Raw genomic sequence first — 24,777 nt, forward strand, 5'->3', positions numbered from 1 at the left:
TACTGCCCGCAAGCAGTGCGACGCGTCGAGATCCCCAAGGGCAATGGCAAGATGCGCCCGCTGGGCATTCCGACCGTGAAGGACCGTATTGTCCAGGCAGCGGTCAAGCGCGTGATCGAACCGATCTTCGAGCATGAGTTTCTGCCGATGAGCTACGGATTCCGGCCAGGCAGAGGTTGCAAGGATGCCCTGCGAGACGTCGATGATGCGCTTAAAGCGGGCATGACCTGGGTGGTAGATGCGGATCTGCAAGGCTATTTCGATAGCATCCCGCACGACCGCCTGATGGCCCGCGTCGAAGAGCGAATCAGCGACGGTCGACTGCTGGCCTTGCTACGAAGCTGGTTGAGCCAGGACATCGTCAGCGACATGAGCCGATGGACACCCACGTCAGGGACGCCACAAGGCGCGATCATCAGCCCCTTGTTGGCGAACGTCTACCTGCACCCGCTGGACCAGGAAGTGACACAGCACGGCTACCGCATGGTGCGGTATGCCGATGATTTCGTCATTCTCTGCCGCAGTGAGCAGGAGGCCCGACAAGCCCTGGCCCATGTCCAGGAATGGGTAGCGGCGAATGGCCTGACTCTGCACCCCGACAAGACCCATGTCGGTGATTGCCGGCGGAAGGGACAGGGTTTCGACTTCCTGGGCTACCGCTTCGAGGCGGATCGTCGCTGGGTGCGCAAGAAGAGCCTCAAGGCCTTCAAGGATAAAGTGAGAAGCAAGGCGCGGCGGACGGAAGGCAAGAGTCTGCGTCAGGTCATTGCCTCACTGAACCCGATGCTGAGAGGGTGGTTTGGCTACTTTCGGCACGCCTACCGGACGACGTTCCGTTCATTGGACGGCTTCATTCGTCGGCGGCTGCGGGCCATGCTGCGCAAGCAGGAGAAGCGTCCGGGGCGTGGCAACACCCGGTCGGACATACGACGCTGGTCCAATACGTTCTTCGCGGCCGCGGGGCTCTTCACCCTAGCCGGAGCCTGGCGGCATGCGAGCCAATCCCGATGAGGAAACCATCGACTGGAGAGCCGTGTGCGGGAGAACCGCACGCACGGTTCGGAGGGCGGGGAGGGCTTAGCCCTTCCCGACCCCTATCGATGAACCCTGGCCTCCCATGGTGAACCCCGGCCTCCGCTCTGTGGGAGGCCGGGTTCCCTGGGCGATACCCGAACTCACGTTTTCCTGATGAGCCGCGCCCGTCACCCTCGCCGGGACCAGCTGGTTACTCTCGAGGCCGTGGTGTCGACGCCCGCGACCCACCTGCTCTATGGCACAATATCCGGTCTCGTGAATCGACAAGGATCGCCAATGGCGTATGTGCTGGTGATGGGCGGTCTCGCCCTCTCGGTTAGCTTTACCCTGGGCTGGGCGCTGTGGCGTCTGGTTCGTGGGGCGCTGGGCTGGTTGGGTGGCTCCCCCTCGGGGGGTGCCAGGGTCAAGCCCAAGGCTCGCAAGCCCGCGGCCAGAAAGCCGGCGAGCAAGGCAGCCTCCAACAAGTCATCGGCTACCAGGTCATCTGCCTCCAGGTCATCCAGCGGCAGGGCCGCAACGCCTCGCAAGGCGGCTGCCCAGCAGCCTGCCAAGCCCAGCGAACCCTGGGGCCTGACCCGGTGGCTGGCGGCGAACCGCTCCCTGCTGCCTCTCGCCAGCCTGGCCGTGATGCTCTACGCCTTCGGTCGACTCGTGGTATTTGGCCTGCAGCACCGCCCCGTGGAAGCGCCGGCCTCGTTTGCCCAGGTGGTGATGGTGATTGGCTGGGTGGCGGCGGTGCTGCTTGGCCTGGCACTGCTCTCCCTGCTGGCACGCTGGCGCTGTCGGGAGTGACGAGGGCTGCGAACCCGCATAACGTTGGCGAGTCTCACCGTGGTAGCGACCGAAGGAGAAACTTGTGCTAGCCAATATCCAGCGATTCTTTCAGCAGATGCTCTCGGAGGAGGGCGACGGCGCCGGGCGTGAGGCGCCGAGCCTGGAGCTTGCCGCCGCGGCGCTGCTCTGCGAGGTGATACGCGCCGACTACGAGGTCACCCCGGATGAGCTCGAGACCTTGCGGGACCAGCTGCGTCGACATCTGAGCGTTAGCGACGAGGCGATCGATGAGCTGATGGCCCTGGCCCAGCAGGAGGTCGAGGGTGCCGTCGATCACTATCAGTTCGTCTCGTTGATCAGACAGCACTACGACTATTCTCGGCGCTGCGAGCTGGTGCGCATGATGTGGGCGCTGGCGCTGGCCGACGGTGAGCAGCACCATCTGGAGGAGCACCGCATCCGTCAGCTGGCCGAGCTGCTGCATGTCAGCCATGCTGACTTCATCCGCACCAAGCTGCAGGTGCAGCAGCAGGGCGGCGCCAGCGCAGATGACTGAAGACCCAGGTGGCTGAAGACCTGAATGACTGAAGACCTGGATGGCTGAAGACCTGGTTGGCTGAAGACCCAGATGGGTGAAGAGCTAGATGCCTGAAGATGAGTGGCATGAATCTTTTTCTACCTCTGGGGTATCCATCTGAATGTCGGCAGAAAAACGGTAATAAATCATGTTTTCGGAAAGGTATTTGGAAGCCTGGCCTGCCGGTGAAACGTTATGATGCCCTGAGTCTTTCGCCGCCGTGGTCGCAGTGGGGCCGGTGGCATGGAAACATCAATCGTTGAGTGGGCCTCTCCCTGTGGTGAGGCCTGCGTTCTTTCCAGGAGGTGTTGGTGATGTCTCGTGAAATCGTGGTTCTGGGGGCCGGCATGGTCGGCGTTTCGGTGGCCTGGCATCTGGTGCGCCAGGGCCATTCGGTGACGCTGGTGGACCGCCGCGAGCCAGGCCGCGAGACCTCCTTCGGCAATGCCGGCATTATCCAGCGCGAATCGGTGCGGCCCTACGCCTTTCCCCGCGATCTCGGCACGCTGATGCGTGTGCTGCCCAATCGCGAGGTGGATATTCGTTATCGTACGGCGGGCATGCTGAGCGCCGCCAGCCCGCTGCTTCAGTACTGGCTCAACTCCGGCAAGACCCGCTACGCCAAGATCGTGCCGGAGTATGCGTCGCTGATCATGCGCTGCCTGGAGACCCATGCCCCGATGATCGAGGCCGCCGGTGCCGATCATCTGGTGCGTCGCGACGGTTGGCTCGAGCTCTACCACACGCAGAAGGCCTTCGATGAGCGACTCGTCGAGGCTCGCGAGAACCGCGACCTCTACGGTGTCGAGTTCGAAGTGCTCGATGCCGCCGGCCTATACGCCAAGGAACCCCATCTCAAGAAGGGGCTGGTGGGTGCCATCCACTGGACCCAGCCGTGGACCGTCGCCGATCCCGGCGCGCTGGTGCAGGCCTATGCCGATAACTTCCAGCAGCAGGGCGGCCGCTTCCTGAAGGCCGAGGTGCAGGGTGTCGAGAAGGGCGGCAAGGGCTGGAAGGTAACCACCGATCGCGAATCGCTGGAAGCGGAGCAGCTGGTGGTGGCGCTCGGTCCCTGGAGCGACAAGTTGCTCAAGCGTCAGGGTATCTCGGTGCCGCTGTTCGCCAAGCGCGGCTATCATATGCACTACGCCAGCGCCGATGACAACGCGCATCTCAACCACTGGATCATGGATGCCGAGACCGGCTTCCTGCTCGAGCCGATGCGGGCGGGGATCCGCCTGACCACCGGGGCCGAGCTGGCCGATCTGGATGCACCCCCCAAGTTCAAGCAGCTGAAGGCGGCGGAGCGGGCCGCAAGGAAGATCTACCCGCTGGGTGAGCGGCGCGACCCCGAGCCCTGGAAGGGCGCGCGCCCCTGCCTGCCGGACATGAAACCGATCATCGGTCCGGCTCCCAAGCAGGACGGAATGTGGCTGGCCTTCGGCCACGGCCACCAGGGCTTTACCCTGGGACCTGTGACCGGACTGCTGCTGAGTCAGATGATGGCAGGCGAGACGCCCGAGGTGGATATGGCGCCCTTCAGCGCCACACGCTTCTGAGTCTGACGTCACTCTGGAGGGCACGGGGCAAAGTCGAAGTGACTGGCCCAACAGCGCCGCAGGGCCTATCAGGTCTTGCGGCGTCGTTTTATCTGGTGGGTGGCCAGCTTGACCATCAGGGTGACGATAAACACCAGCCAGCCGGCGGTGGCCATCACATTGAACAGCAGCAGCTTCTGTACGCCGCTCAGGGGGGCGAAGATCAACTCGAAGGTGATGCCGAACAGAAAGGCGAGGAACAGCGGCAGCGCCAGGATATGCATCCACATCTCGGTGCGTCGCTTCCTTACGTGATAGCGGCGCAGGTGTACGCGGGTGGGCCGATGCACGAAGGTGACCAGCACGGTGGTGCCGAGCAGCAGCAGGGCCGCCACGGTGGGCTGAAGATTGCCCAGGTGGGCCGACAGACTGATCGACCAGTACACGACCAGCCACATCAAGCCGGCCATGCTGGCAGCCAGATCGGCATAGTGGCGAACCTTGGGCATCTTTTCTCTCCCTGAAATCTGGCCGCATGATACGGGATTTGCCGGCTTCTTGGCGAGCTCACCGGTGGCTCTCGTCGCGTTTCCTGCCGGTGCCTGTTGTTATCTGGTGAAAGCTATCTGGGGAAGTTATCTGGTGAAGCGCAGCACCAGCTTGCGGACCCAGTACCAGCGGTTGATCAGCAGGGCGGTGAAGATCAGCGAGCAGCCGGCCAGTTGCAGCAGGGTCATGGTCTCGCCGTACCAGGCGGCTGCCAGCAGGGCGGTCCAGACCGCCTCGAGCATCAGGATGACCGCGGCGTGGCTCGGGGTGGTGAGGCCCTGGGCGTGAATCTGCAGGAAGAAGCGCAGGGTGCTCGAGAGCAGGATGCTGGCCGCCAGCCAGCCGAGGATATCGCCGCCTAGCCGCGCCGGCCATGGCTCCACCAGCGCCGATGCCAGGCTGAGCAGAATGCCGACGACGGTAAGCTGGATAGCAGTAAGCGGCAGGGCGGGCAGGTGACGTACCACCCGCGTATTGGTATTGATCAGCAGCGAGAAGAGTAGCGCCGAGGTGGCGATCAGCCACTGGCTGGGTTCCAGGCGCAGCCCGGCATTCAGCGACAGCAGGCCGAAGCCGACCAGCGCGATGGGCAGGGCGATCCAGGTGGTGCGCGGTGGGCGATCACCGAACAGCAGGCGGGCCACCACCGGCACCAGCAGGATGCCCAGGCTATTGATAAAGGCGCTCTCGCCGAGGTGGCGGGAGTGGAAGAGCCCCATGACCCAGAAGCCGATGGCGGCGCTGAACAGCAGACCCACGCCGGCGCTGGTGGCCAGGTCGCGTCGGCTCAGCCGGCGCAGGGCGGGAAGGGCGAACAGCACAAGTATCAACCCGGCGAGCAGGAAGCGTGTGCCGATAAACAGCAGCGGCGGCATGCCCGCGAGGGCCTCCTTGGAGAAGATCCAGCCGGCGGCGGCGAGCAGGGTGACGGTCAGCAGCAGCAGGTCGGCGCGCAGCGGACTGCGCTCCAGGGAGTCGGTCATAAGGCGTCCGAGGCAAAGGCAAAAACCGCATGTTAGCAGACTATATGGTTCGCGGTTCTGCCCTGCCCGGCGGCATTCGGTATACTGGCGCGATATCGATTTGAACCCGCCACTACATTTCAACCCCTAATACAGGATCCGCCGTGACTACCCTGACCCTGACTCGCCCCGACGACTGGCATCTCCATCTGCGCGACGGCCAGGCGCTGGCCGCCGTGGTCGAGGCCTCTGCTCGCCAGATGGGCCGAGCCATCATCATGCCCAACCTGACGCCGCCGGTGACCACCACCAAACAGGCGCTGGCCTATCGCGAGCGGATCCTGGCGGCGTTGCCCGAGGGCAGCCGCTTCGAGCCGCTGATGACCCTCTATCTCACCGACAATACGCCCGCCGAGGAGATCGAGCGTGCCCATGCCAGCGGCCTGGTGCAGGCGGTCAAGCTCTATCCCGCGGGCGCCACCACCAACTCCGCCTCCGGGGTGACCGATCTGGCGCACTGCGATGCCGCGATCGCCGCCATGGCGAGGCTGGGGATCCCGCTGCTGATGCATGGTGAGGTGACCGACGCCGAGATCGATATCTTCGATCGTGAGGCGGTGTTTATCGAGAAGGTGCTAAAGCCCCTGCTGGAGCGCCACCCGAGCCTCAGGGTGGTGTTCGAGCATATCACCACCGCCGAGGCGGCCGAGTTCGTGGCCGCGGCGCCGGCCAATGTGGGCGCGACCATCACCGCCCATCATCTGCTGTTCAACCGCAACCATATGCTGGTGGGCGGCATTCGCCCCCACTACTACTGCCTGCCGATCCTCAAGCGCGAGCGCCATCGCGAGGCGCTGCTGGCGGCGGCCACCTCGGGCAGCCCGAAGTTCTTCCTGGGTACCGACAGTGCACCCCATGCCCAGGGTGACAAGGAGAGCGCCTGTGGCTGTGCCGGGGCCTATACCGCGCCGGCGGCAATCGAGTACTACGCCACTGCCTTCGAGCAGGCCGGCGCCCTGGATCGCCTGGAAGGCTTTGCCAGCCACCACGGCCCGGATTTCTACGGCCTGCCGCGCAACGCCGATACCATCACCCTGGTGCGCGAGCCGTGGCAGCTTCCTGAGTCGCTGCCGTATGCCAACGGGGCGCGCATCGTGCCGCTGATGGCCGGCGAGATGCTGGAGTGGAAGCTGGTTTAGCAAATACCCGCGTAACCCTTCATCGTGATGGGGTGGTCACCACCCGATTTCGACTTTCGACTCTCGTCATGGCTATGCATCATATGTGTTGCTATTGTTAAGAAAAAGCAGCGTATATGGTGCATTTTGATGAGCCTCCATGATGATCTAGAGCATCGCCGGCGTGACCTGGGGTTGACTCAGGCACAACTCGCCGAGCGAATCGGCGTAACGCGCCAGCAATACCAACGCCTGGAAAGTGGCGGTAATCCGCGCCTGGATACCCTTCGGCTGGTGGCCGACGGCCTCAATGCGCGCCTGGCGCTGATTCCTCTGGAGAAGTGGTACGCCGTCAAGGCGCTGCTCGATGAGGAGAAAGAAGGCGGCACTCCTCTCGATGAGGATCCTTGGCAGGGTTTGCTTGGCAGGGAGGAGTGAGGGTGGCCGACGAAAGTGTCGAAATGCTCTCCCTCTGGCTTCATGGCCATCGTGTTGGCTGGTTAGCCGGGTACCGTGGTGGGCGCAATGTACTGGTATTTGACGATGACTGGCGTCTTGACGAGGGGCGACCCAGCCTGACGCTATCGCTGATGCCCTCGGCTCCCCATGGTCGACGCTTGATGCAGGAGCCCTGGATACGGCGTCAGCGGCTTCATCCCTGGCTATCCAATCTGCTTCCTGAGGGAGCGCTGCGCCACTGGCTGGCTGCCGAGCTCAAGGTGCATCCCGACAATGAGTTTCCTCTATTGGCTGCGCTGGGCCATGATCTGCCGGGTGCGCTGGAAGTTGCTTCCGTGGCACCCGATGAGATGCCGGCATGGGTGCTGGCTCATTGCTCGAGTGTGACGCCTCAGCCGCGGCGGTTAACCGTGGGGCGTGGGTTTTCGCTGGCCGGTGTCCAGATGAAGTTTTCCATGCGCGAGCAGGATGGGCGTTTCTTCGGGGCCGATGAGACATTGCCTGGTGACTGGATCCTCAAACCGCCATCGCCCCATCACCCTTGGCTCGTTCAGAATGAATATTCCGCCATGCGCCTGGCGCAGGCGGCAGGCGTCACGATTCCGGACATTCGCCTGGTCCCGCTCGAGTCACTTCACGGCCTGCCCCGCATTAATTTACCTGATGAGCCGCTAGCCTACGCGATCAAGCGATTCGATCGCGAAGATCGTGAGCGGGTGCATGCAGAGGATTTTGCGCAGGTGTTTTTTCGATATCCTTACGAGAAGTATGACGGTCCTAACTACGAGCAGGTCGGGCGGCTGCTGCGTGAGTTCTCGGCTGATGGACTGAGCTGTGTGCTGGAGATGGCGCGCCGATTGCTGGTCAACATGCTATTGGCCAATGGCGATGCTCACTTGAAGAACTGGAGTCTATGGTATCCGGATCGTCACACTCCGCGTCTGTCGCCTGCTTATGACATCGTGATGACCAGGGCCTATCTGCCCGATGAGCGTGGCGCCGCCCTGAACCTGAACGGCAAGAAGCGCTGGGATCTGCTGCGAAAAGAGGATTTTCGGCACTGGGCCGAGAGGGTGGGCGTAAGTTGGTCGCTCGTCTCGACTGCCCTCGATGAGACCATGGCGACAGTCCGAACCAGATGGCCCGCTCTATTGGCGACGCTGCCCATGGCAGAAGAGCACCAGTGCCTCCTGAGAGAGCACTGGCGTCGTCTATCGCCGGAGTGGCGGGTCGAGCCCCAGCGTTAGGCGCTTGCGGCTATTGCGCCATCACGCTGCCGATCGCCCAGGCGGGCCACCATCGCCTCGATCATCTTCGAGGAGTGCAGGGCGGCCTTCTCCAGGAACTCCTCGAAGGAGAGGTGGTTGTCGCCGCCGCCGGGGATATCCGAGAGGGCGCGGATCACCACGAAGGGGCAGCCGTAGAGATGGCAGGTCTGGGCGATGGCCGCGGCCTCCATCTCGGCGGCGAGCATGGTGGGGAAGCGCCGACGGGTCAGGGCCACCAGGTCGGGGCAGGCCATGAACACATCGCCGGTGGCGATCAGCCCCTCGACCACCCGGACCTCGCCCAGCGCCTCGACACACTCCCGGGCCAGGTGAACCAGCCGTTCGTCGGGCAGGTAGGCCGCCGGCATGTCGGGGACCTGGCCATGCTCGTAACCGAATACCACGGCATCCACGTCGTGGTGGCGGACCTCACTCGAGACCACGATATCGCCGATCTCGAGCCCCTCGCCGAAGCCACCGGCGGAGCCGGTATTGATGATCGCCTCCGGCTGGTACATGTCGAGGAGCAGGGTGGTGCCGACGGCGGCATTCACCTTGCCGATGCCCGACTGCAGAATCACCACCTCCACGCCGTTTAGCTTGCCGCTGTAGAAGGTGCTGCCGACATGGGTGTGGGTCTCGCACCCCTCGAGCAGGGAGGCGAGTCGCTCCACCTCCTGGCTCATGGCGCCGATGATGCCGATACGCCTCATGCGAAAACTTCCGTCCACTCGTTGCGCTTGGCCAGGAAGCCGCGGGCGATCTGCTTGGCTCCCTCGAGGCTGTGGCTGGCCGCCCAGCCGCACTGCATCTCGTTGCAGGCCGGCACCTCGTCGGCCTCGAGCACATCCTTGAGGGTGTTCTCGAGCAGGGTCAGCACGCCTTCGTAGTCGTCGTGGTTGATCATCGCGATGTAGAAGCCGGTCTGGCAGCCCATGGGGCTGATGTCGACCACCTTGTCGGAGTGGTTGCGCGACAGCTCCGCCATCAGGTGCTCAAGAGAGTGCAGGCCGGGCATCTCCATATGGTCCTGGTTGGGCTGGCAGATGCGCATGTCGTACTTGTGGATGGTATCGCCGCGCTCACCGGTCTTGATATCGGCCAGGCGCACGTAGGGAGCCTTCACCTTGGTGTGATCCAGGTTGAAGCTCTCGACGTTCATCTTGTCGCTCATCGTTGTCTCCTCATTCTGTTTGGGGGCCTGCTTCGAGGTCAGACCCCAACCCCCGGGGTCTGACCCCAGGGGAGATCCCAGGGAACGCTTAACTGGCGTCGTGCATATCGGCGGCTTGCAGGGTGTTCTCCAGCAGGCTGGCCACGGTCATGGGGCCGACCCCCCCGGGAACCGGGGTGATCCAGGCGGCACGCTCGGCGGCGGCCTCGAAGTCGACGTCACCGATCAGGCGACCATCCTCCTGGCGGTTGATGCCCACGTCGATGACGATGGCGCCCTCCTTGACCCACTCTCCCTTGACCAGGCCCGGCTTGCCCACCGCCACGATCAGCACATCGGCACGGCGCACATGCTCCTCAAGGTTGCGAGTGAAGCGGTGGCAGACGGTAGTGGTGCAGCCGGCGATCATCAACTCCAGGGCCATGGGGCGGCCGACGATATTGGAGGCGCCGACCACGGTGGCATCGAGGCCACGAACCGCCAGGCCGCTCTCCTCGAGCAGCGTCATCACGCCCTTGGGCGTGCAGGGTCTCAGCAGCGGCAGGCGCTGCGCCAGGCGGCCCAGGTTATAGGGGTGGAAGCCGTCCACATCCTTGTCGGGGCGTATGCGCTCGAGGATGGGGCGGGCGTCGAGCTGCTCGGGGAGGGGCAGCTGGACGAGGATGCCATCCACGCTGGGGTCGTCATTAAGCTGGTCAACCAGCGTCTCGAGTTGTTGCTGGGTGGTGTCCGCGGGCAGCTGATGTCGAAATGACTCGATGCCGGCCTCGACGCAAGCGTTGTGCTTGTGGCGCACATAGACCGCCGAGGCGGGGTCTTCACCGACCAGGACGACGGCAAGCCCTGGCGTACGGCCCCCTGCTTCGCGGCGTGCCTGCACCTGGCGGGCTACCTGCTGGCGAACACGGGCGGCTATCGCTTTGCCATCGATCTGTTGCGCGGTCATCGAGGATCCTCTGGGTGGCCGGTAGTAAAGGTAAGGACGTGATTTTCGCATGCCGAGCGGTCGAAACAAAGCGGGCGATATCAGCAAATTATGTTCTGCCACTTGACGGGCGAAGAAAGTCACGTAGAATACGCATCGCTCGACGAGGCCTGTGCGGCGGCGTCCAGCCCGCTTGATCGCCGTCGGAGTGTAGCGCAGTCTGGTAGCGCGCCTGCTTTGGGAGCAGGATGTCGGGGGTTCGAATCCCTCCACTCCGACCACAACTTCTTGAATGTCTTGCGGTTTTTTGACACTCAGGGTTGCGGCGAGGCGACCTGGAACGTAGAATGCGCCCATGGCTCAATCGGATAGAGCAACGGCCTTCTAAGCCGTAGGTTGCAGGTTCGAGTCCTGCTGGGCGCGCCATACGGTGCGGTAGCAGGCAGTCAGTACGAGCAGTTGTCGAAGTGGTGGATGTAGCTCAGTGGTAGAGCCCCGGATTGTGGCTCCGGTGGTCGTGGGTTCGATCCCCATCATCCACCCCACCTCGACAAGCCTGGCAAGTTCAAGATATGGTGGATGTAGCTCAGTGGTAGAGCCCCGGATTGTGGCTCCGGTGGTCGTGGGTTCGATCCCCATCATCCACCCCATGTCTTGCGTAGCCGGTTTCGTGTCGAAGCATGATCCTGCTTCATCGGTTTGATCCCCTCTCTTCTTGTTATTTGCCCCATGCTTTTTTGCTGGTCCGTTGCGGGGCATGTGTCTCTTTTTTCTCGTTATTTCGTTACTTTCGCACGGTGTTTACGTGAGTTATATGTCACGCGGTCGCTCAGGCGTCGGCGTTTTTTGGCGTGGGTGAGCCGCTGACCCTTGTAATCTCTCGCAGCGCCCCCACTTCTTTCGCCTCGGTGCTTGCCAGTGCCGAACGGGATTCATAAAATCATCCTTTTGATTTTCCATTCACGCAATCAACACAATGCCCCCAGTCGGTAGAGGACATTTCATGCAAGTTTCCGTCGATACGACCTCCCAGATCGAACGCCGCATCACGGTCCAAGTGCCGGCCGCCGAAATCGATGAGGCCGTCAATACCCGTCTCAAGGATGCCGCCAAGAACGTTCGTATGGACGGTTTTCGTCGGGGCAAGGTGCCGATGACGGTGATCCGCCAGCGCTACGGTAGCGAAGTGCGCAACGAGGTGGTGGGCGAAGTGATGCGTGAGCGCTATGTTCGCGCCATTTCCGAGAACGAGCTCAACCCGGCCGGTCTCCCGCAGATCGAGGCCACTGTCAACGAGGCGGGCAAGGACCTGGAGTTTGTCGCGACGCTGGAGATCTACCCCGAGATCGAGCTGGCCTCCATCGAGGGTGCCGAGGTCGAGCGTCCGGTGGTCGAGGTGAGCGAAGCCGATGTCGACGAGATGATCGACACCCTGCGCAAGCAGAACGCCGAGTGGGAAGAGGTCGAGCGTGCCGCCGAGGATGGTGATCAGGTAACCATCGACTTCCAGGGCTTCCTGGGCGATGAGCCCTTCGAGGGTGGCAGTGCCGAGGGTCACGATCTGGTGATCGGCTCTGGCAGCTTTATCCCCGGGTTCGAGGAGCAGCTGATCGGTGCCGCTGCCGGCGACGACAAGGAGCTCAAGGTCACCTTCCCGGAGGACTACCAGGCCGAGAACCTGGCTGGCCAGGAAGCGACCTTCAAGGTCAAGGTCCATGCGGTGAAGGGCCAGGCCCTGCCCGAGGTGGATGCCGAGTTCGTCAAGAAGTTCGGCGTCGACGACGGTGACCTCGACAAGTTCCGCGCCGAGGTCAAGAAGAACATGAGCCGTGAGGCCGAGCAGGCGGTGGACAACCGCGTCAAGCAGCAGGTGCTCTCCGCGCTGCAGAAGGCCAATGAGGTCACCGTGCCCCAGGCGCTGGTCCAGCAGGAGACGGATGGTCTCAAGCGTCAGGCCGCCCAGCAGTTCGGCCTGGGTGAGGACTTCGATGTCTCCCAGCTGCCCAACGAGCTGTTCGAAGAGCAGGCCAGGAGCCGTGTCGAGGTGGGTCTGCTGCTGGCCGAGGTGATCAAGGTCAACGAGCTCGAGGCCAGCGACGACGAGATCCGTGCCAAGGTGCAGGAGCTCGCCGAGCAGTATCAGGAGCCCGAGCAGGTGGTCGAGCACTACATGGGCAACGACCAGCTCAAGACCCAGGTCAAGTCCGCTATCCTTGAAGAGAAGGCCGTGGGCGTGCTGCTCGAGCAGGCCAGCGTCAAGGATGTCGAGATGTCCTATCAGGACGTGCTGGCAGCCGCCCAGCAGCAGGAAGAGGCCGACGAGGAAGAAAGCAGCGAGGAGGCCGGCGAGGAAGAGCGCCAGGCCTGATCGATGCCCCCGCGCCCCGGCCAGTGCCGGGGCGCCGTTTCTCTTCGCTTCCATTCATCGGATGCAAGGACAACACGCAGATGAGCAACGAGTTCGAGATTCAGAACGCCGGCGGCCTGGTGCCGATGGTGGTCGAGCAGAGCGCCCGCGGTGAACGCTCCTACGATATCTATTCCCGCCTGCTCAAGGAGCGTGTGATCTTCCTGGTGGGTCCGGTGGAAGACTACATGGCCAACCTGGTAGTGGCGCAGCTGCTGTTCCTGGAGTCCGAGAACCCGGACAAGGACATCCATCTGTACATCAATTCGCCGGGTGGCTCGGTGACCGCTGGCATGTCGATCTACGACACCATGCAGTTCATCAAGCCTGACGTCTCCACCGTGTGTATCGGCCAGGCAGCCAGCATGGGGGCGTTGTTGCTGGCCGGTGGCGCCGCAGGCAAGCGCTTCTGCCTGCCCAACTCGCGTATGATGATTCACCAGCCGCTGGGTGGTTACCAGGGGCAGGCCTCGGACATCGAGATTCATACGCGTGAGATTCTCGGCATCCGTGACAGGCTCAACCGCATCCTGGCGGAGCATACCGGACAGGATATCGATACGATCGCCCGGGATACCGACCGTGACAACTTCATGGACGGCAACCAGGCCGTGGAGTATGGCCTGATCGACGCCATGCTGGATAAGCGGCCGACATCCTGATAGCGTGATTTGCATTACACGCTGATTGTTCCCGGCGGCGCAGGCCGCCGTTGTGAGCTCGGTGGTGCCGGCTCCTGCGGGCGCCACCAATATGAAAAGAGGTAAGCGAATGGCTGACGGCAAAGGCAAGGACGACGGTGGCAAGCTGCTCTACTGCTCGTTCTGCGGCAAGAATCAGAACGAGGTGCGCAAGCTTATTGCCGGCCCGTCCGTCTATATCTGTGATGAGTGTGTCGACCTCTGCAATGACATCATTCGCGAGGAGGTGCTCGATGCCGATGCCGAGAGCGACGACGAGCGCCTGCCGACGCCGCGTGAGATTCGTCACACCCTCGATGATTATGTGATCGGTCAGGATCGCGCCAAGATGGTGCTGTCCGTTGCCGTCTACAACCACTACAAGCGCCTGAGTTCCGAGGTCAAGAAGGACGACGTCGAGCTTGGCAAGTCGAACATCCTGCTGATCGGCCCCACCGGTAGCGGCAAGACGTTGCTCGCCGAGACCATGGCGCGGCTGCTCAATGTGCCGTTCACCATCGCCGATGCCACCACGCTGACCGAGGCCGGTTACGTGGGCGAGGATGTCGAGAACATCATCCAGAAGCTGCTGCAGAAGTGCGACTACGATGTGGAGAAGGCCGAGCGTGGCATTGTCTACATCGACGAGATCGACAAGGTGTCGCGCAAGTCCGACAACCCCTCGATCACCCGTGATGTCTCGGGTGAGGGCGTTCAGCAGGCGCTGCTCAAGCTGATCGAGGGCACCACGGCCTCGATACCGCCCCAGGGTGGGCGCAAGCACCCTCAACAGGAGTTCCTGCAGGTCGATACCGGCAATATCCTGTTTATCGTCGGTGGTGCCTTCGCCGGCCTGGAGAAGGTGATTCGCGACCGCGTCGAGAAGGGTGGCATCGGCTTCAATGCCGAGGTCAAGAGCAAGGACGACAGCAAGCCGGTGGGCGATGTACTGGCCACCGTGGAGCCCGAGGATCTGGTCAAGTTCGGCCTTATCCCCGAATTCGTCGGCCGTCTTCCGGTGATCGCCACCTTGACCGACCTCACCGAAGAGGCGCTGATCGAGATTCTCACCGAACCCAAGAACTCGCTGATCAAGCAGTACGCCAAGCTGTTCGAGATGGAGAACGTGGAGCTCGAGTTCCGCCAGGACGCCCTGCAGGCGGTGGCCGTCAAGGCCATGACCCGCAAGACCGGCGCCCGTGGTCTGCGCTCCATCCTCGAGTCGGTGCTGCTCGACACCATGTACGAGATCCCCTCGCTGGACGGTGTCAGCAAGGTGGTGATCGATGCCTCGGTGATCAGTGGTGAAAGCGAGCCGCTGTTGATCTATTCGCAGCAGCAGGAAGCCGCCAGCGACGGTACCGACGGCTGAACGATCGGGGGTACCCCCCACGGGAGCACCTTACCTCCATCGCCGGCCCGGTCGGCTGGGGTCATGGTGGCTCCCGTTTTTTTTGTCGTGTCGCCTCCTGCCTTGCAATGTTATCCGGTCGCCCCCATTCCACGGGGCATCCCTTCGTTTTTCTTGAGGTACGTCTGCGATGCAGCAGAACGCTGATCAGACCCTGAGTCTGCCCCTTTTGCCGCTGCGGGACGTGGTCGTCTATCCGCAGATGGTCATTCCCCTGTTCGTGGGTCGCGAGAAGTCAATTCAGGCGCTCGATGCGGCCATGAGCGCCGACAAGCGGGTGTTGCTGGTGGCCCAGCGTGAGGCCAGCAAGGACGACCCCGACCGCGATGATCTGTTTGCCATCGGTACCGTCGCGGAGATCATGCAGCTGCTCAAGCTCCCCGACGGCACCGTCAAGGTGCTGATCGAGGGGGTCTCGCGAGCCGATGTGGGCGAGCTGAATGACGGCGAGGACTACACCAGCGCCGAGGCGCTACTGCGTGAGAGTACGCCCCTCACCGAGCGTGAGCAGGACGCCCTGGTGCGCGTGCTGCTCAATCAGTTCGAGCAGTACGTCAAGATGTCGAAGAAGGTGCCCAACGAGGTGCTCAACTCGCTTTCCGGCATCGAGGATCCCAGCCGCCTGGTGGATACCATCTGTGCGCATCTGTCGCTGAAGATCGATGACAAGCAGCAGCTGCTGGAGATGGACAAGGTGCGCGATCGCATCGAGCACCTGATGGCGCTGATCGAGTCCGAGATCGACCTGCTGCAGGTCGAGAAGCGCATCCGCTCCCGGGTCAAGGAGCAGATGGAGAAGTCTCAGCGCGAGTACTATCTCAACGAGCAGATGAAGGCCATCCAGAAGGAGATGGGCGAGCTCGAGAACGTGCCCAACGAGGCCGAGAAATACGAGCAGGCCATCGAAGAGTCGGGCATGCCCAAGGAGGCGCGTGACAAGGCCGTTCAGGAGCTGGGCAAGCTGAAGATGATGTCGCCCAACTCTGCCGAGGCCACGGTGGTGCGCTCCTATCTCGACTGGCTGGTGTCGGTGCCGTGGAAGAAGCGTACCCGGGTCAAGCATGATCTGCTCCATGCCCAGAAGGTGCTCGACGAGGATCACTATGGCCTTGACGAGGTCAAGGCGCGGATCCTCGAGTACCTGGCGGTGCACAAGCGGGTCAAGAAGCTCAAGGGGCCGGTGCTGTGTCTGGTCGGCCCGCCCGGGGTCGGCAAGACCTCGCTGGGCAAGTCCATTGCCCGTGCGACCAACCGCAAGTATGTGCGTCTGGCACTGGGCGGGGTGCGTGACGAGTCCGAGATTCGTGGCCACCGCCGCACCTATATCGGCTCGCTGCCCGGCAAGATCGTCCAGCGCATGTCACGCGCCGGGGTCAGGAATCCGCTGTTCCTGCTCGACGAGGTCGACAAGATCGGCATGGACCATCGTGGCGACCCCGCCTCGGCACTGCTCGAGGTGCTCGATCCGGAGCAGAACGACACCTTCAGCGACCACTACCTGGAGCTGGATTACGATCTTTCCGAGACGCTGTTCATCTGTACCGCCAACTCCATGAACATTCCCGGGCCGCTGCTCGATCGCATGGAGGTGATTCGTCTGCCCGGGTACACCGAGGACGAAAAGCTTGCGATTGCCAAGCGTTATCTGGTGCCCAAGCAGCTCAAGGCCAACGGCTTCAAGGAGGATGAGCTGGCCTTCTCCGATGAGTCGCTGCTCGAGCTGATCCGCTACTACAGCCGCGAGGCCGGGGTGCGTGAGCTCGAGCGTCAGGTCGCCAAGGTCTGCCGCAAGGTGCTGCGGGTGCGTATCGAGAAGGAGAGCAAGGAGGGCGCCCAGGCCCCGATGCTGCTGGCCGCCACGGATATCGAGGAGTATGCTGGGGTGCGCCGCTACAGCTACGGGCTGGCCGACCAGGAGAATCAGGTGGGCCGCGTGACCGGCCTGGCCTGGACCTCGGTTGGGGGTGAGCTGCTCAATATCGAGTCGGTGGTGACGCCTGGCAAGGGGCGCATCAACAAGACCGGCTCGCTGGGCGATGTGATGAAGGAGTCGGTGAGTGCCGCCCACACCGTGGTGCGCGCGAGAGCCCTGACCATGGGCATCGACCCTGAGCGCTTCGAAAAGGAAGACCTGCATATCCACGTGCCCGAGGGAGCCACTCCCAAGGATGGCCCCAGTGCCGGTATCGGCATGGTTACCGCCATGGTCTCGGCTTATACCGGGCGCCCGGTGCGCTGCGACGTGGCGATGACCGGCGAGGTCAACCTGCGGGGCGAGGTGATGCCGATCGGTGGCCTGAAGGAGAAATTGCTGGCCGCCAGGCGCGGTGGTATAAAGACCGTGCTGGTGCCCGAGGAGAATCGCCGGGATCTCAAGGAGGTGCCGGAGAATATCAAGGAGGCCCTGGACATCAGGCCGGTGCGTTGGATCGATGAGGTACTCGACGCAGCATTAGTCAAAAAGGATGAAGATCCCAAAGAGGAGTCTCATTCAGAAGAAGCCTCGTCGGCGCAGTCAATGATTAGTACGCATTAAGGTCATTTTCCCCACCATTATTCTGCCGAAAGCCTTGTATGGTGGGGCTCTTCCCTGAATGTTGCTTGACAGCGGTTTCTCCACATTGCTATAAATTACCCCATGCTGTGATCGTGCTTGTTAATTGAATTGCCGGTTCGATTGGGGCCAATTTCCGAAAAAGTCAAGGGGTGAAGTGTGAACAAGTCTGAGCTGATCGAAGCCATCGCCGCGTCTGCCGATATTCCCAAGGCTTCCGCCGCGCGTGCCCTGGATGCCATGGTGGATTCCGTGACGGAAAGCCTTAAGAAAGGCGACAGTGTCTCCCTGGTCGGCTTCGGTACCTTCCATGTGAAGGAGCGTGCAGCGCGTACCGGTCGTAACCCCCAGACCGGTGAGCCGATCGAGATCAAGGCGGCCAAGGTGCCCGGCTTCAAGGCCGGAAAGGCGCTGAAGGATTCCGTCAACTAATTGACGCCGAGCTGGAGTCGCGCGTTACGCGCCGCTGATGGTTCGCCGTTGATGGTTGATTGATACAGGCGCATCGCCCTCGGCGGTGCGCCTGTCTTCGTTATTGACTCCACCATTTTCCACTATTCCTTTTGAGGCAACACTTCCGAGGCCTGCATGCTGCAAAGTATTCGAGACCGCTCCCGAAGCTGGGGAGCCAAGATCATCATCGGGGCAGTGGTCGTGACCATGGCGATGTTCGGTGTGGATTCACTGGTGGGCCTGTTCGGCAACAGTGGCGACGAGGTCGCCGAGGTCAACGGCGAGCCCATCATGCGCCAGGAGCTCGAGCTATCGGTACAGCGGGCCATCCGTAGCGGTCAGGTGCCGCCGGAGCAGGAGCGGGCCTTGCGCAGCCAGATGCTCGATGAGCTGATCACGACCCGGGTGTTGAGTCAGTATGTCGAGGAGGGCGGGATGCATCTCTCCGAGGAGCAGCTCGACCAGATCATCGTGTCACTCCCCGAGTTTCAGGACCAGGAAGGCCGGTTCGACCAGGAGCTCTTTCGCAATCGTCTGGCAAGCGCCGGCTACACGCCGCTGGGCTTTCGCCAGCAGCTGCGTAGCGATATGAAACAGCAGCAGCTGCAGCAGGGGCTGGCATACAGCGACTTCAGCCTGCCCAGTGAGCAGGAGCGTCTCGCCGAGCTGCAGCGACAGACGCGCACCTTCCGCCATGCCGCCCTGGGGCCTGACGACCTCGAGGAGTCGATCTCTCCTTCCGATGAGGCCATCGAAGCGTATTATGCCCAGCATCAGGAGCGTTTCCGTCGCCCAGAGCAGGTACGCCTTAACTATGTGGTGATCGACCGCCAGGCCATGGCCGACGAGATGGAGGTCGAGGAGGCGGCACTACGCGATGCCTGGCGCGAACAGACGGTCAATGCCGATCGCCGTCTCTCACATATCATGCTGACCTTCGGTGAGCAGCGCAGCCGCGAGGAGGCGCTGGCCAAGCTCGAGGAGGTTCAGGCGCGCATTGCCGATGGCGAGGCCTTCGCAGACCTGGCCGCCCAGCTCTCCGATGACACCGTCTCCGCGGAACAGGGGGGCGATCTGGGGGTGGTCAGCCGCGGCTTCTTCGGTGAGGCCTTCGACGAGGCCGCCTTCTCGTTGGATGAGGGAGAGGTCTCGGACGTCGTCGAGACCGACAATGGTCTGCACCTGCTGACCGTGACTGGCCTTGAGCGCGAGTCATTCGAGTCGATGAAAGATGAACTGCGCCGCCAGGTGGCGCTCGACAGGGTTTCGGGGGAGTTCAACGAGAAGGTTCAGCAGCTGATCGACGAGAGCTTCGCCGCCGATGATCTAGAGAGTGTCGCCGATGATCTGGGGCTTGCACTTCACTCCAGTGACTGGGTCTCGCGTGACACCCGCGAGGGTGTTCTCTCGGAGCCAGGGGTGATGGCCCAGGCCTTCAGTGAGGATGTGCTCGAGGAGGGCTACAACAGCGAGGTGATCGAGCTGGATAGCGATCGTCGCCTGGTGCTACGGGTCGACGAGCATCGCGAGGCGACCACGCTGCCGCTGGTTGATGTGCGCGACGAGGTCGCCGCCCAGGTCGCGGCACAACAGCGTCGTGAGGCGTTGAGTACCAGGGCGGATCAGCTCGTCGACTCGCTGGCTGAAGGCGGCACCGTCGAGCTCGACTGGCAGCAGGCCGAGGAGGTCAGCCGCCAGGAGACTCGTGGCCTCTCCCAGGCACTGGTGGACGCGGCATTCCGGTTGCCGGCCCCGGAAGGAGAGTCGCCGGTGTATGGCAGGGTGGTCGATGGCGATCGCGCCGTGATCATCGCCCTGGAGTCGGTAGGCGAGGGTGAGGTCGATGAACAGGTCGAGCGATTCGTCGCCTCGATGGCCGAGCGCCTGCGCGCCCAGGCCGCCATTCAGGGCCTGATCGAGCATCTGCGCAGCGAAGCAGAGATCAAGCGCTAGGCGCAAGCCCTGAGCCGCCAGTTGACAGCCCCCCGCGAGCCAGGTCCTCGCAGGGGGCTCTCTGTTTGTGGTATCACAACTAGAGCAATTCCAAGAGCCCTCGACACATGCAGTTCAAGACAGCTTCGATCGCCCTCGACACCTGGCTGATGGTGGTTTCCACCACCTTCATGCTGATGGGGGGCGTGGCACTTGCAACGAACTCGCTGCATCTGTCGGGGCCCACACTGCTCGCGACGGACACTGCCCTCGCGTCTCTGGTCACCGGCATCGGTCTGCTTGGCGTCTGGCTTCGCCAGCCCGGCCTGCGTGTCATTGCCGGCATCGCCATGGCCGGCCTGGGGGTTGACACCCTGTTGGAGGGCGGACTGGGCGAGCCCCCTGGGACCACTACCGGCTGGTTACAGGCGGGTGTCACCCTGGGGGCGCTGGAAGCCTTCCTGATGCTGATCGTTGCGCCGTGTCTGTTGCTGGGCATGATGCGACCATGGCTCAGGAAGCTGTGGCGAATCGTTGGCATGTTGCTGCTGGGTATCAGCGCCCTGGCGCTATGGACGCTACTCGGTGGCAGCCTGAAGGGGTGGCCGATGGGGGCAGCCTACTCCGAAGTGTTGGCGCTGTTCACCCTGCTGCTCGGAGCCGCCATGCTGGTCGCCGGTTACCGGCCGTTGCATGGCAGGCTCTACATCGGGCCCAGGACCCTCTGCGCCTGCCTGCTGGGAGTCGCCATCAGCAGTGCCTCCTGGTATCTGCTGAACTGGCAACAGCTGGTGCGTGAGACCAGTCGTGCCGAGCTGATATTCGAGACGGTTCGCCTCGACACCGAGAGGGCGGTGAGCTCGCGATTGCAGTCCCTCAGGCGCATGGCCGACCGACTGAATGCCACGAGTCATGGCTCTGGTGGCAGGGTCTCGCGGCACGATCAAGTGAGCTACCTGCGTGACCTTACGAGCCTCAGCGCCTTTGGTGTCATCACCCGCGAGGGGCGTTGGCAGTGGCTTCGAGGGCGTGATGCCGAGGCGAGGCGGTGGCTCCGTCAGCAGGCCGGTCGGTCACTCGTGGAAGAGTGGGATGTCTCCGACTTCAGCCAGCCAATCATGCTGTTGCCCGATGTCAATGACCCCGGGCAGGCACTGGTCGTTGTCGGCATACCCCGGCATGATTATCGACTTGTCGCGTCGATCCATCTGGGTCGGCTGCTCGAGAGTGAGCTGCATGTATCGCTTTCCACGTTTCAGGTGGCGTTGCACCATGGCGGCGAGACGCTGCTGCGGGTGGCGGCCCCGGGGGTGACTCCCCGTGCCCTGGCGGAAACGCCTCGCATGCTGTCGCGCAGCATCGGGCTGCCGGGTGGTGTCAAGCTTCGCCTCGATATTCATTCGGCCACGCCACTGCTGTGGCCGATGGCATTGGGAGTGCCGGCGTTTGTTGGGCTGGGCGGGCTGGTGCTCAGCTTTCTCCTGACACTGAGTTTGGGGCTGGCAAGACTCAATGCCGACCGCTCCCGGGAGCTCGACCATTCGCGGCAGCACCTGGTTCGCCAGCAGGCCATCCAGGCCATGATCGCCGAAGAGGCCCCGATCGACGCCCCGCTCGAGGCGGTCTGCGAGATGCTGGAAGAGCAGCTCCCGCAACGACTCTGCTCCATCATGTTGGCCAACCAGGCGGGCACCCGCCTCGAGCTGGCGGCAGGACGCCGCCTGCCGGCGGCGTATCGGGCCGCGATACGGTCCGTTCCCATTGCGGAGGGAGTGGGCGCCTGTGGTAGCGCCGCCCATACCGGCAGGCTGGTGGTGTGCGATGACCTTCCCCGCGACCCCGCCTGGCGAGGCTATCAAGCGTTGGTAAGGGAGCATTCCCTGCTTGCCTGCTGGTCCTATCCTGTTGTCTCGAGCGACAGCCGAGTGCTCGGTACCTTCGCGGTCTATTCACGCGAGCATGCATGGCCCACCGAGCATGAGCTTGGCCTGGTTCGCCAGGCGGTGGATATCGTCGCCCTGGCCATCGAGCGTGACCACGATCGTCGCTCCTTGCGCGAGAGTGAGCAGCGCTACCGCTCGCTATTCTCCTACAATCCCGATGCGGTGTTTTCCCTGGATATGCAGGGCTACTTCATCAGTGCCAACGCCAGCTGCGAGGAGGTGGCGGGCTACCGTCTCGAGGAGATACAGGGGGCTCACTACTCACGCTTCGTGCAGTCCCAGGAGATGCCCAGGATCCAGTCCCATTTCGACCAGGTGTTGAATGGCGAGGCGCAACGCTATCAGCTGGAGGTGGTGGGTCGGGGTGGGGAAGCGCGACAGCTGGATCTCACCAATCTGCCCATCATCGTGGATGGGAGTATCCGCGGTGTTTTTGGTATCGCCAAGGATATCACCCAGCGTCAAAGAAATGAGATGCGCCTGCGCATCCTCGAGCAGGGCGTCGAGGTCAGCGTCAATGGTCTGGTGATTGTAGATGCTCTGAAGCCCGATATGCCGATTACCTATGTCAACCGAGCATTCGAGGCGATGAGCGGCTATCGCCGGGAGGAGGTGTTGGGGCGGAACTGCCGTTTTCTGCAGGGCCCGGGTACCGACCCCGAGGCGTTACAGGAGCTACGAGATCGGCTGGCCAGACAGCAGGAAGCCCATGTGACACTGTGCAACTATCGCAAGGATGGCGGAACCTTCTGGAATGAGCTGTATATCTCGCCGATCCGTGATCAGGGCGGACAGGTTACTCACTATGTAGGGATTCAGCATGATGTCTCCGAGCGCATGGCCTACGAAGGCCAGCTGGCCTATCACGCCCGTCACGATGTGCTGACCGGCCTGGCGAACCGTATCGTTCTGGAGGATCGTCTTCCCCATGATCTGGCGCTGGCAAACCGCGAGGGCAAGTGGCTTTGTGTGCTGTTTATCGACCTCGATGGCTTCAAGCCGATCAACGATAGCCTGGGCCATGCCATCGGGGACCAGCTTCTGCAGAAGCTCGCCAGGCGGCTGAAGGAGGTGGTGCGCCGTGAGGATACCCTGGTGCGCTTCGGTGGCGATGAGTTCGTGCTGCTGCTCAATGACCCGGGTGATGAGCAGCGAGCGATGGAAGTGGCCGAGAGGTTGCTGGATCTAGTTGCGCGGCCATATCGCATCGAAGGACACGAGCTGCACTTGACGGCGAGCATCGGGATCGCCGTCAACGTCGATCGCCATATCCGACCGATGGAATTGATCCAGCAGGCCGATATGGCCATGTATCGCGCCAAGCAGCAGGGGCGAAATACCTATCAGTGGTTCACTCCCGAGATCACCAAGCGGGTGAGTGAGCGCGTCGCCTTGCGTAACGAGCTGCAGGAGGCGATCGATATGGAGTCCTTCGAGCTCCACTATCAACCGCTTTTCGATCGCGATGGCGAGGTGGTCGGTCTGGAGGCGTTGCTGCGCTGGTCGCATCCCGAGCGGGGCGATATTTCGCCGGCAACGTTTATTCCCATCGCCGAGCAGACAGGCCAAGTCATCCCCATCAGTCGCTGGGCGTTGACGCGGGCATGCCGAGACATGGAGGCGCTGCGCCGGCAGGGCATGACGACACTCGGCGTGTCGGTGAATATCTCACCGCTGCAGTTCCAGCGTGACAACTTCCTCGCCACTCTGGATGAGGCGCTATCGGTCACGGGGCTGCCGGCCCATCGGCTGACCCTCGAGTTGACCGAGGGGATCCTGATGAACGAAACCGACAGCGCCATCGAGGCCCTGGACGCCTTGCGAACCATGGGGGTTCAGGTGGCGATCGACGACTTCGGCACCGGCTTCTCTAGCCTGAGCTATCTGAAGAACCTGCCGGTCGATACCATCAAGATCGATCGCAGTTTCATTCGCGAGATCGACCGCAATGCCAATGACGCCTCTCTTGCCCAGGGCATCACCTCCATGGCGCACCACCTGGGGCTAAAGGTCGTGGCGGAGGGGGTAGAGACCGACAGCCAGTACCAGCTGGTGCGGTCTCATGGCTGCGATCTGTTCCAGGGGTTTCTGCTGGCAAGGCCGATGTCGTTCGAGAGGCTTCAGCAGTTCCTTCAGACGAGGCGGGGCAGTGCCGACGTCAGTCTTGGGACAGGGGCACCTTTCACAGGGGCACCTTTCACAGGGGCACCTTTCTGAGTTCCGGCCTGGCGTTCTCCTCGATGAGGATCTCCCAGCCCAGGGTTGGCTGCCAGTCACCCAGCACGATACGTCGGGCCGGCTGACCGTCCACCTCGAGCTCATGCTCCGCCGGGCGGTGGGTGTGGCCGTGGATCAGGGTGGTGACACCCTGTTCGGCCATGATCCGGATGACCTCATCCTGGGTGACGTCCATGATGTCCTCGGCCTTGTTGGAGTTGGCCTCACCTGACTGGTCGCGAAGCTTCCTGGCCAGGGTGATGCGCTCCTGGATCGGCATCGACAGCACCTGCTTTTGCCATAGCGGATCTCGGGCCTGGGCGCGGAAGGCCTGGTAGGCCTCGTCGCGGGTACACAGGCTGTCACCATGCATCAGCAGCACCGGGGTGCCTCCGAGGGTGACGAGGGTGGGGTCTGCCAGCAGGGTGGCACCGGCTTCACTCGCGAAGCGCTCGCCGAGCAGGAAGTCACGGTTGCCATGCATCAGATAGATCTCGGTGCCGTCGTCGGCCAGGCGACGCAGTGCCCTGGCGATACGGGCCGCCAGATCGGCATTGCCGGTGGGGTCGACGCCAACCAGGTCGAGCAGATCATCGCCGATCCAGGCTTCGAAGAAGTCACCCAGGATATACAGGGCGTGCGTACCATGGGCGCGCTCCTCCAGCCAGCGCAGAAAACCCTCGGTGATCTCGGGGGCGCCAGGGTGCAGGTGCAGGTCGGAAATCAGCAGGGTGGCCATGA

At 62.7% G+C, this 24,777-nt stretch carries 20 protein-coding genes and 4 tRNA genes; 18 read left to right on the forward strand and 6 right to left on the reverse strand.

Features of this window, described 5'->3' with window-relative positions; all coding sequences use genetic code 11:
- From ltrA to Q0894_RS06070, 4 genes are all read left to right on the forward strand, one after another.
- Window positions 1–1,011, forward strand: a 1,011-nt coding sequence (gene ltrA, locus Q0894_RS06055) for a group II intron reverse transcriptase/maturase (protein WP_299232423.1), incomplete at its 5' end; no start/stop codon positions are given.
- A 300-nt stretch (window positions 1,012–1,311) separates the two neighbouring features.
- Window positions 1,312–1,827: a hypothetical protein gene (locus tag Q0894_RS06060; protein WP_299232425.1), complete on the forward strand. Its 516-nt coding sequence runs from the start codon at window positions 1,312–1,314 to the stop codon at window positions 1,825–1,827.
- A 64-nt stretch (window positions 1,828–1,891) separates the two neighbouring features.
- Window positions 1,892–2,365, forward strand: coding sequence for a TerB family tellurite resistance protein (locus tag Q0894_RS06065; RefSeq protein WP_299232427.1), 474 nt, complete (start codon window positions 1,892–1,894; stop codon window positions 2,363–2,365).
- A gap of 335 nt (window positions 2,366–2,700) precedes the next feature.
- The gene (locus Q0894_RS06070) at window positions 2,701–3,945 is read left to right on the forward strand and encodes an FAD-dependent oxidoreductase (RefSeq protein ID WP_299232429.1); all 1,245 of its coding nucleotides are present in this window, start codon (window positions 2,701–2,703) and stop codon (window positions 3,943–3,945) included.
- Window positions 3,946–4,013: 68 nt separating this feature from the next.
- On the opposite strand, the gene Q0894_RS06075 is transcribed toward Q0894_RS06070, so the two are convergent.
- Window positions 4,014–4,433 carry a hypothetical protein gene (locus Q0894_RS06075; RefSeq protein WP_299232431.1) on the reverse strand — a complete coding sequence of 140 codons (420 nt, stop codon included), beginning with the start codon at window positions 4,431–4,433 and terminating at the stop codon, window positions 4,014–4,016.
- A gap of 126 nt (window positions 4,434–4,559) precedes the next feature.
- A complete protein-coding gene (locus Q0894_RS06080; protein WP_299232433.1) occupies window positions 4,560–5,456 on the reverse strand; it encodes a DMT family transporter in 897 nt (298 codons plus the stop codon).
- Window positions 5,457–5,599: 143 nt separating this feature from the next.
- Here Q0894_RS06080 and pyrC point away from each other — a divergent pair, with 143 nt between their 5' ends.
- The 3 genes from pyrC to Q0894_RS06095 all read left to right on the forward strand — a co-directional run bounded on the left by pyrC (window position 5,600) and on the right by Q0894_RS06095 (window position 8,319).
- Window positions 5,600–6,634 carry a dihydroorotase gene (pyrC, locus tag Q0894_RS06085; protein ID WP_299232435.1) on the forward strand — a complete coding sequence of 345 codons (1,035 nt, stop codon included), beginning with the start codon at window positions 5,600–5,602 and terminating at the stop codon, window positions 6,632–6,634.
- Window positions 6,635–6,763: 129 nt separating this feature from the next.
- Window positions 6,764–7,051, forward strand: a complete 288-nt coding sequence (locus Q0894_RS06090) for a helix-turn-helix transcriptional regulator (RefSeq protein WP_299232437.1) — start codon at window positions 6,764–6,766, stop codon at window positions 7,049–7,051.
- A 23-nt stretch (window positions 7,052–7,074) separates the two neighbouring features.
- Entirely contained in the window at window positions 7,075–8,319 is a 1,245-nt protein-coding gene (locus Q0894_RS06095; protein WP_299233182.1) for a HipA domain-containing protein, read from the forward strand.
- Here Q0894_RS06095 and mtnN read toward each other — a convergent pair.
- The 3 genes from mtnN to folD form a co-directional block, all read right to left on the reverse strand.
- Window positions 8,316–9,053 carry a 5'-methylthioadenosine/S-adenosylhomocysteine nucleosidase gene (mtnN, locus tag Q0894_RS06100; RefSeq protein ID WP_299232439.1) on the reverse strand — a complete coding sequence of 246 codons (738 nt, stop codon included), beginning with the start codon at window positions 9,051–9,053 and terminating at the stop codon, window positions 8,316–8,318. The two genes, Q0894_RS06095 and mtnN, sit on opposite strands and share 4 nt — an antisense overlap.
- The gene (locus tag Q0894_RS06105; RefSeq protein WP_299232441.1) at window positions 9,050–9,514 is read right to left on the reverse strand and encodes an S-ribosylhomocysteine lyase; all 465 of its coding nucleotides are present in this window, start codon (window positions 9,512–9,514) and stop codon (window positions 9,050–9,052) included. The genes mtnN and Q0894_RS06105 overlap by 4 nt, the downstream gene beginning before the upstream one ends.
- A gap of 88 nt (window positions 9,515–9,602) precedes the next feature.
- On the reverse strand, window positions 9,603–10,460 hold the full coding sequence (gene folD / locus Q0894_RS06110; RefSeq protein ID WP_299232443.1) for a bifunctional methylenetetrahydrofolate dehydrogenase/methenyltetrahydrofolate cyclohydrolase FolD: 858 nt from the start codon (window positions 10,458–10,460) through the stop codon (window positions 9,603–9,605).
- A gap of 183 nt (window positions 10,461–10,643) precedes the next feature.
- Here folD and Q0894_RS06115 point away from each other — a divergent pair.
- From Q0894_RS06115 to Q0894_RS06165, 11 genes are all read left to right on the forward strand, one after another.
- Window positions 10,644–10,720, forward strand: a tRNA-Pro gene (locus Q0894_RS06115).
- Between the two features lie 68 nt (window positions 10,721–10,788).
- A tRNA-Arg gene (locus Q0894_RS06120) sits at window positions 10,789–10,865 on the forward strand.
- Window positions 10,866–10,909: 44 nt separating this feature from the next.
- Window positions 10,910–10,984, forward strand: a tRNA-His gene (locus tag Q0894_RS06125).
- A 30-nt stretch (window positions 10,985–11,014) separates the two neighbouring features.
- Window positions 11,015–11,089, forward strand: a tRNA-His gene (locus tag Q0894_RS06130).
- 353 nt (window positions 11,090–11,442) lie between these two features.
- Window positions 11,443–12,807: a trigger factor gene (gene tig / locus Q0894_RS06135; protein ID WP_299232445.1), complete on the forward strand. Its 1,365-nt coding sequence runs from the start codon at window positions 11,443–11,445 to the stop codon at window positions 12,805–12,807.
- Window positions 12,808–12,887: 80 nt separating this feature from the next.
- Window positions 12,888–13,508, forward strand: a complete 621-nt coding sequence (clpP, locus tag Q0894_RS06140) for an ATP-dependent Clp endopeptidase proteolytic subunit ClpP (protein WP_299232447.1) — start codon at window positions 12,888–12,890, stop codon at window positions 13,506–13,508.
- Between the two features lie 109 nt (window positions 13,509–13,617).
- A complete protein-coding gene (clpX, locus tag Q0894_RS06145) occupies window positions 13,618–14,898 on the forward strand; it encodes an ATP-dependent Clp protease ATP-binding subunit ClpX (RefSeq protein ID WP_299232449.1) in 1,281 nt (426 codons plus the stop codon).
- 169 nt (window positions 14,899–15,067) lie between these two features.
- Window positions 15,068–17,473 carry an endopeptidase La gene (gene lon, locus Q0894_RS06150; RefSeq protein ID WP_299232450.1) on the forward strand — a complete coding sequence of 802 codons (2,406 nt, stop codon included), beginning with the start codon at window positions 15,068–15,070 and terminating at the stop codon, window positions 17,471–17,473.
- Window positions 17,474–17,650: 177 nt separating this feature from the next.
- Window positions 17,651–17,923, forward strand: a complete 273-nt coding sequence (locus Q0894_RS06155) for an HU family DNA-binding protein (protein ID WP_299232452.1) — start codon at window positions 17,651–17,653, stop codon at window positions 17,921–17,923.
- A gap of 156 nt (window positions 17,924–18,079) precedes the next feature.
- Window positions 18,080–19,897 (forward strand): SurA N-terminal domain-containing protein, encoded by a 1,818-nt coding sequence (locus Q0894_RS06160; RefSeq protein ID WP_299232454.1) that lies wholly within the window; start codon window positions 18,080–18,082, stop codon window positions 19,895–19,897.
- 107 nt (window positions 19,898–20,004) lie between these two features.
- The gene (locus Q0894_RS06165) at window positions 20,005–24,036 is read left to right on the forward strand and encodes an EAL domain-containing protein (RefSeq protein WP_299232457.1); all 4,032 of its coding nucleotides are present in this window, start codon (window positions 20,005–20,007) and stop codon (window positions 24,034–24,036) included.
- On the opposite strand, the gene Q0894_RS06170 is transcribed toward Q0894_RS06165, so the two are convergent.
- Window positions 24,017–24,775, reverse strand: coding sequence for a UDP-2,3-diacylglucosamine diphosphatase (locus tag Q0894_RS06170; protein ID WP_299232459.1), 759 nt, complete (start codon window positions 24,773–24,775; stop codon window positions 24,017–24,019). The two genes, Q0894_RS06165 and Q0894_RS06170, sit on opposite strands and share 20 nt — an antisense overlap.
- Window positions 24,776–24,777: the final 2 nt, after the last annotated feature.

The organism is uncultured Halomonas sp. (genome assembly GCF_947501415.1).
Lineage (GTDB): Bacteria > Pseudomonadota > Gammaproteobacteria > Pseudomonadales > Halomonadaceae > Halomonas.

What these genes read in the sequence shown, in the direction of transcription:
- Q0894_RS06060 (WP_299232425.1), top strand. Translation starts at nt 1,312, where the DNA reads ATGGCGTATGTGCTGGTGATGGGCGGTCTCGCCCTCTCGGTTAGCTTT.
- Q0894_RS06070 (WP_299232429.1), top strand. Translation starts at nt 2,701, where the DNA reads ATGTCTCGTGAAATCGTGGTTCTGGGGGCCGGCATGGTCGGCGTTTCG.
- Q0894_RS06075 (WP_299232431.1), bottom strand. Translation starts at nt 4,433, where the DNA reads ATGCCCAAGGTTCGCCACTATGCCGATCTGGCTGCCAGCATGGCCGGC.
- Q0894_RS06080 (WP_299232433.1), bottom strand. Translation starts at nt 5,456, where the DNA reads ATGACCGACTCCCTGGAGCGCAGTCCGCTGCGCGCCGACCTGCTGCTG.
- Q0894_RS06090 (WP_299232437.1), top strand. Translation starts at nt 6,764, where the DNA reads ATGAGCCTCCATGATGATCTAGAGCATCGCCGGCGTGACCTGGGGTTG.
- Q0894_RS06095 (WP_299233182.1), top strand. Translation starts at nt 7,075, where the DNA reads ATGCTCTCCCTCTGGCTTCATGGCCATCGTGTTGGCTGGTTAGCCGGG.
- mtnN (WP_299232439.1), bottom strand. Translation starts at nt 9,053, where the DNA reads ATGAGGCGTATCGGCATCATCGGCGCCATGAGCCAGGAGGTGGAGCGA.
- Q0894_RS06105 (WP_299232441.1), bottom strand. Translation starts at nt 9,514, where the DNA reads ATGAGCGACAAGATGAACGTCGAGAGCTTCAACCTGGATCACACCAAG.
- folD (WP_299232443.1), bottom strand. Translation starts at nt 10,460, where the DNA reads ATGACCGCGCAACAGATCGATGGCAAAGCGATAGCCGCCCGTGTTCGC.
- tig (WP_299232445.1), top strand. Translation starts at nt 11,443, where the DNA reads ATGCAAGTTTCCGTCGATACGACCTCCCAGATCGAACGCCGCATCACG.
- clpP (WP_299232447.1), top strand. Translation starts at nt 12,888, where the DNA reads ATGAGCAACGAGTTCGAGATTCAGAACGCCGGCGGCCTGGTGCCGATG.
- clpX (WP_299232449.1), top strand. Translation starts at nt 13,618, where the DNA reads ATGGCTGACGGCAAAGGCAAGGACGACGGTGGCAAGCTGCTCTACTGC.
- lon (WP_299232450.1), top strand. Translation starts at nt 15,068, where the DNA reads ATGCAGCAGAACGCTGATCAGACCCTGAGTCTGCCCCTTTTGCCGCTG.
- Q0894_RS06160 (WP_299232454.1), top strand. Translation starts at nt 18,080, where the DNA reads ATGCTGCAAAGTATTCGAGACCGCTCCCGAAGCTGGGGAGCCAAGATC.
- Q0894_RS06165 (WP_299232457.1), top strand. Translation starts at nt 20,005, where the DNA reads ATGCAGTTCAAGACAGCTTCGATCGCCCTCGACACCTGGCTGATGGTG.
- Q0894_RS06170 (WP_299232459.1), bottom strand. Translation starts at nt 24,775, where the DNA reads ATGGCCACCCTGCTGATTTCCGACCTGCACCTGCACCCTGGCGCCCCC.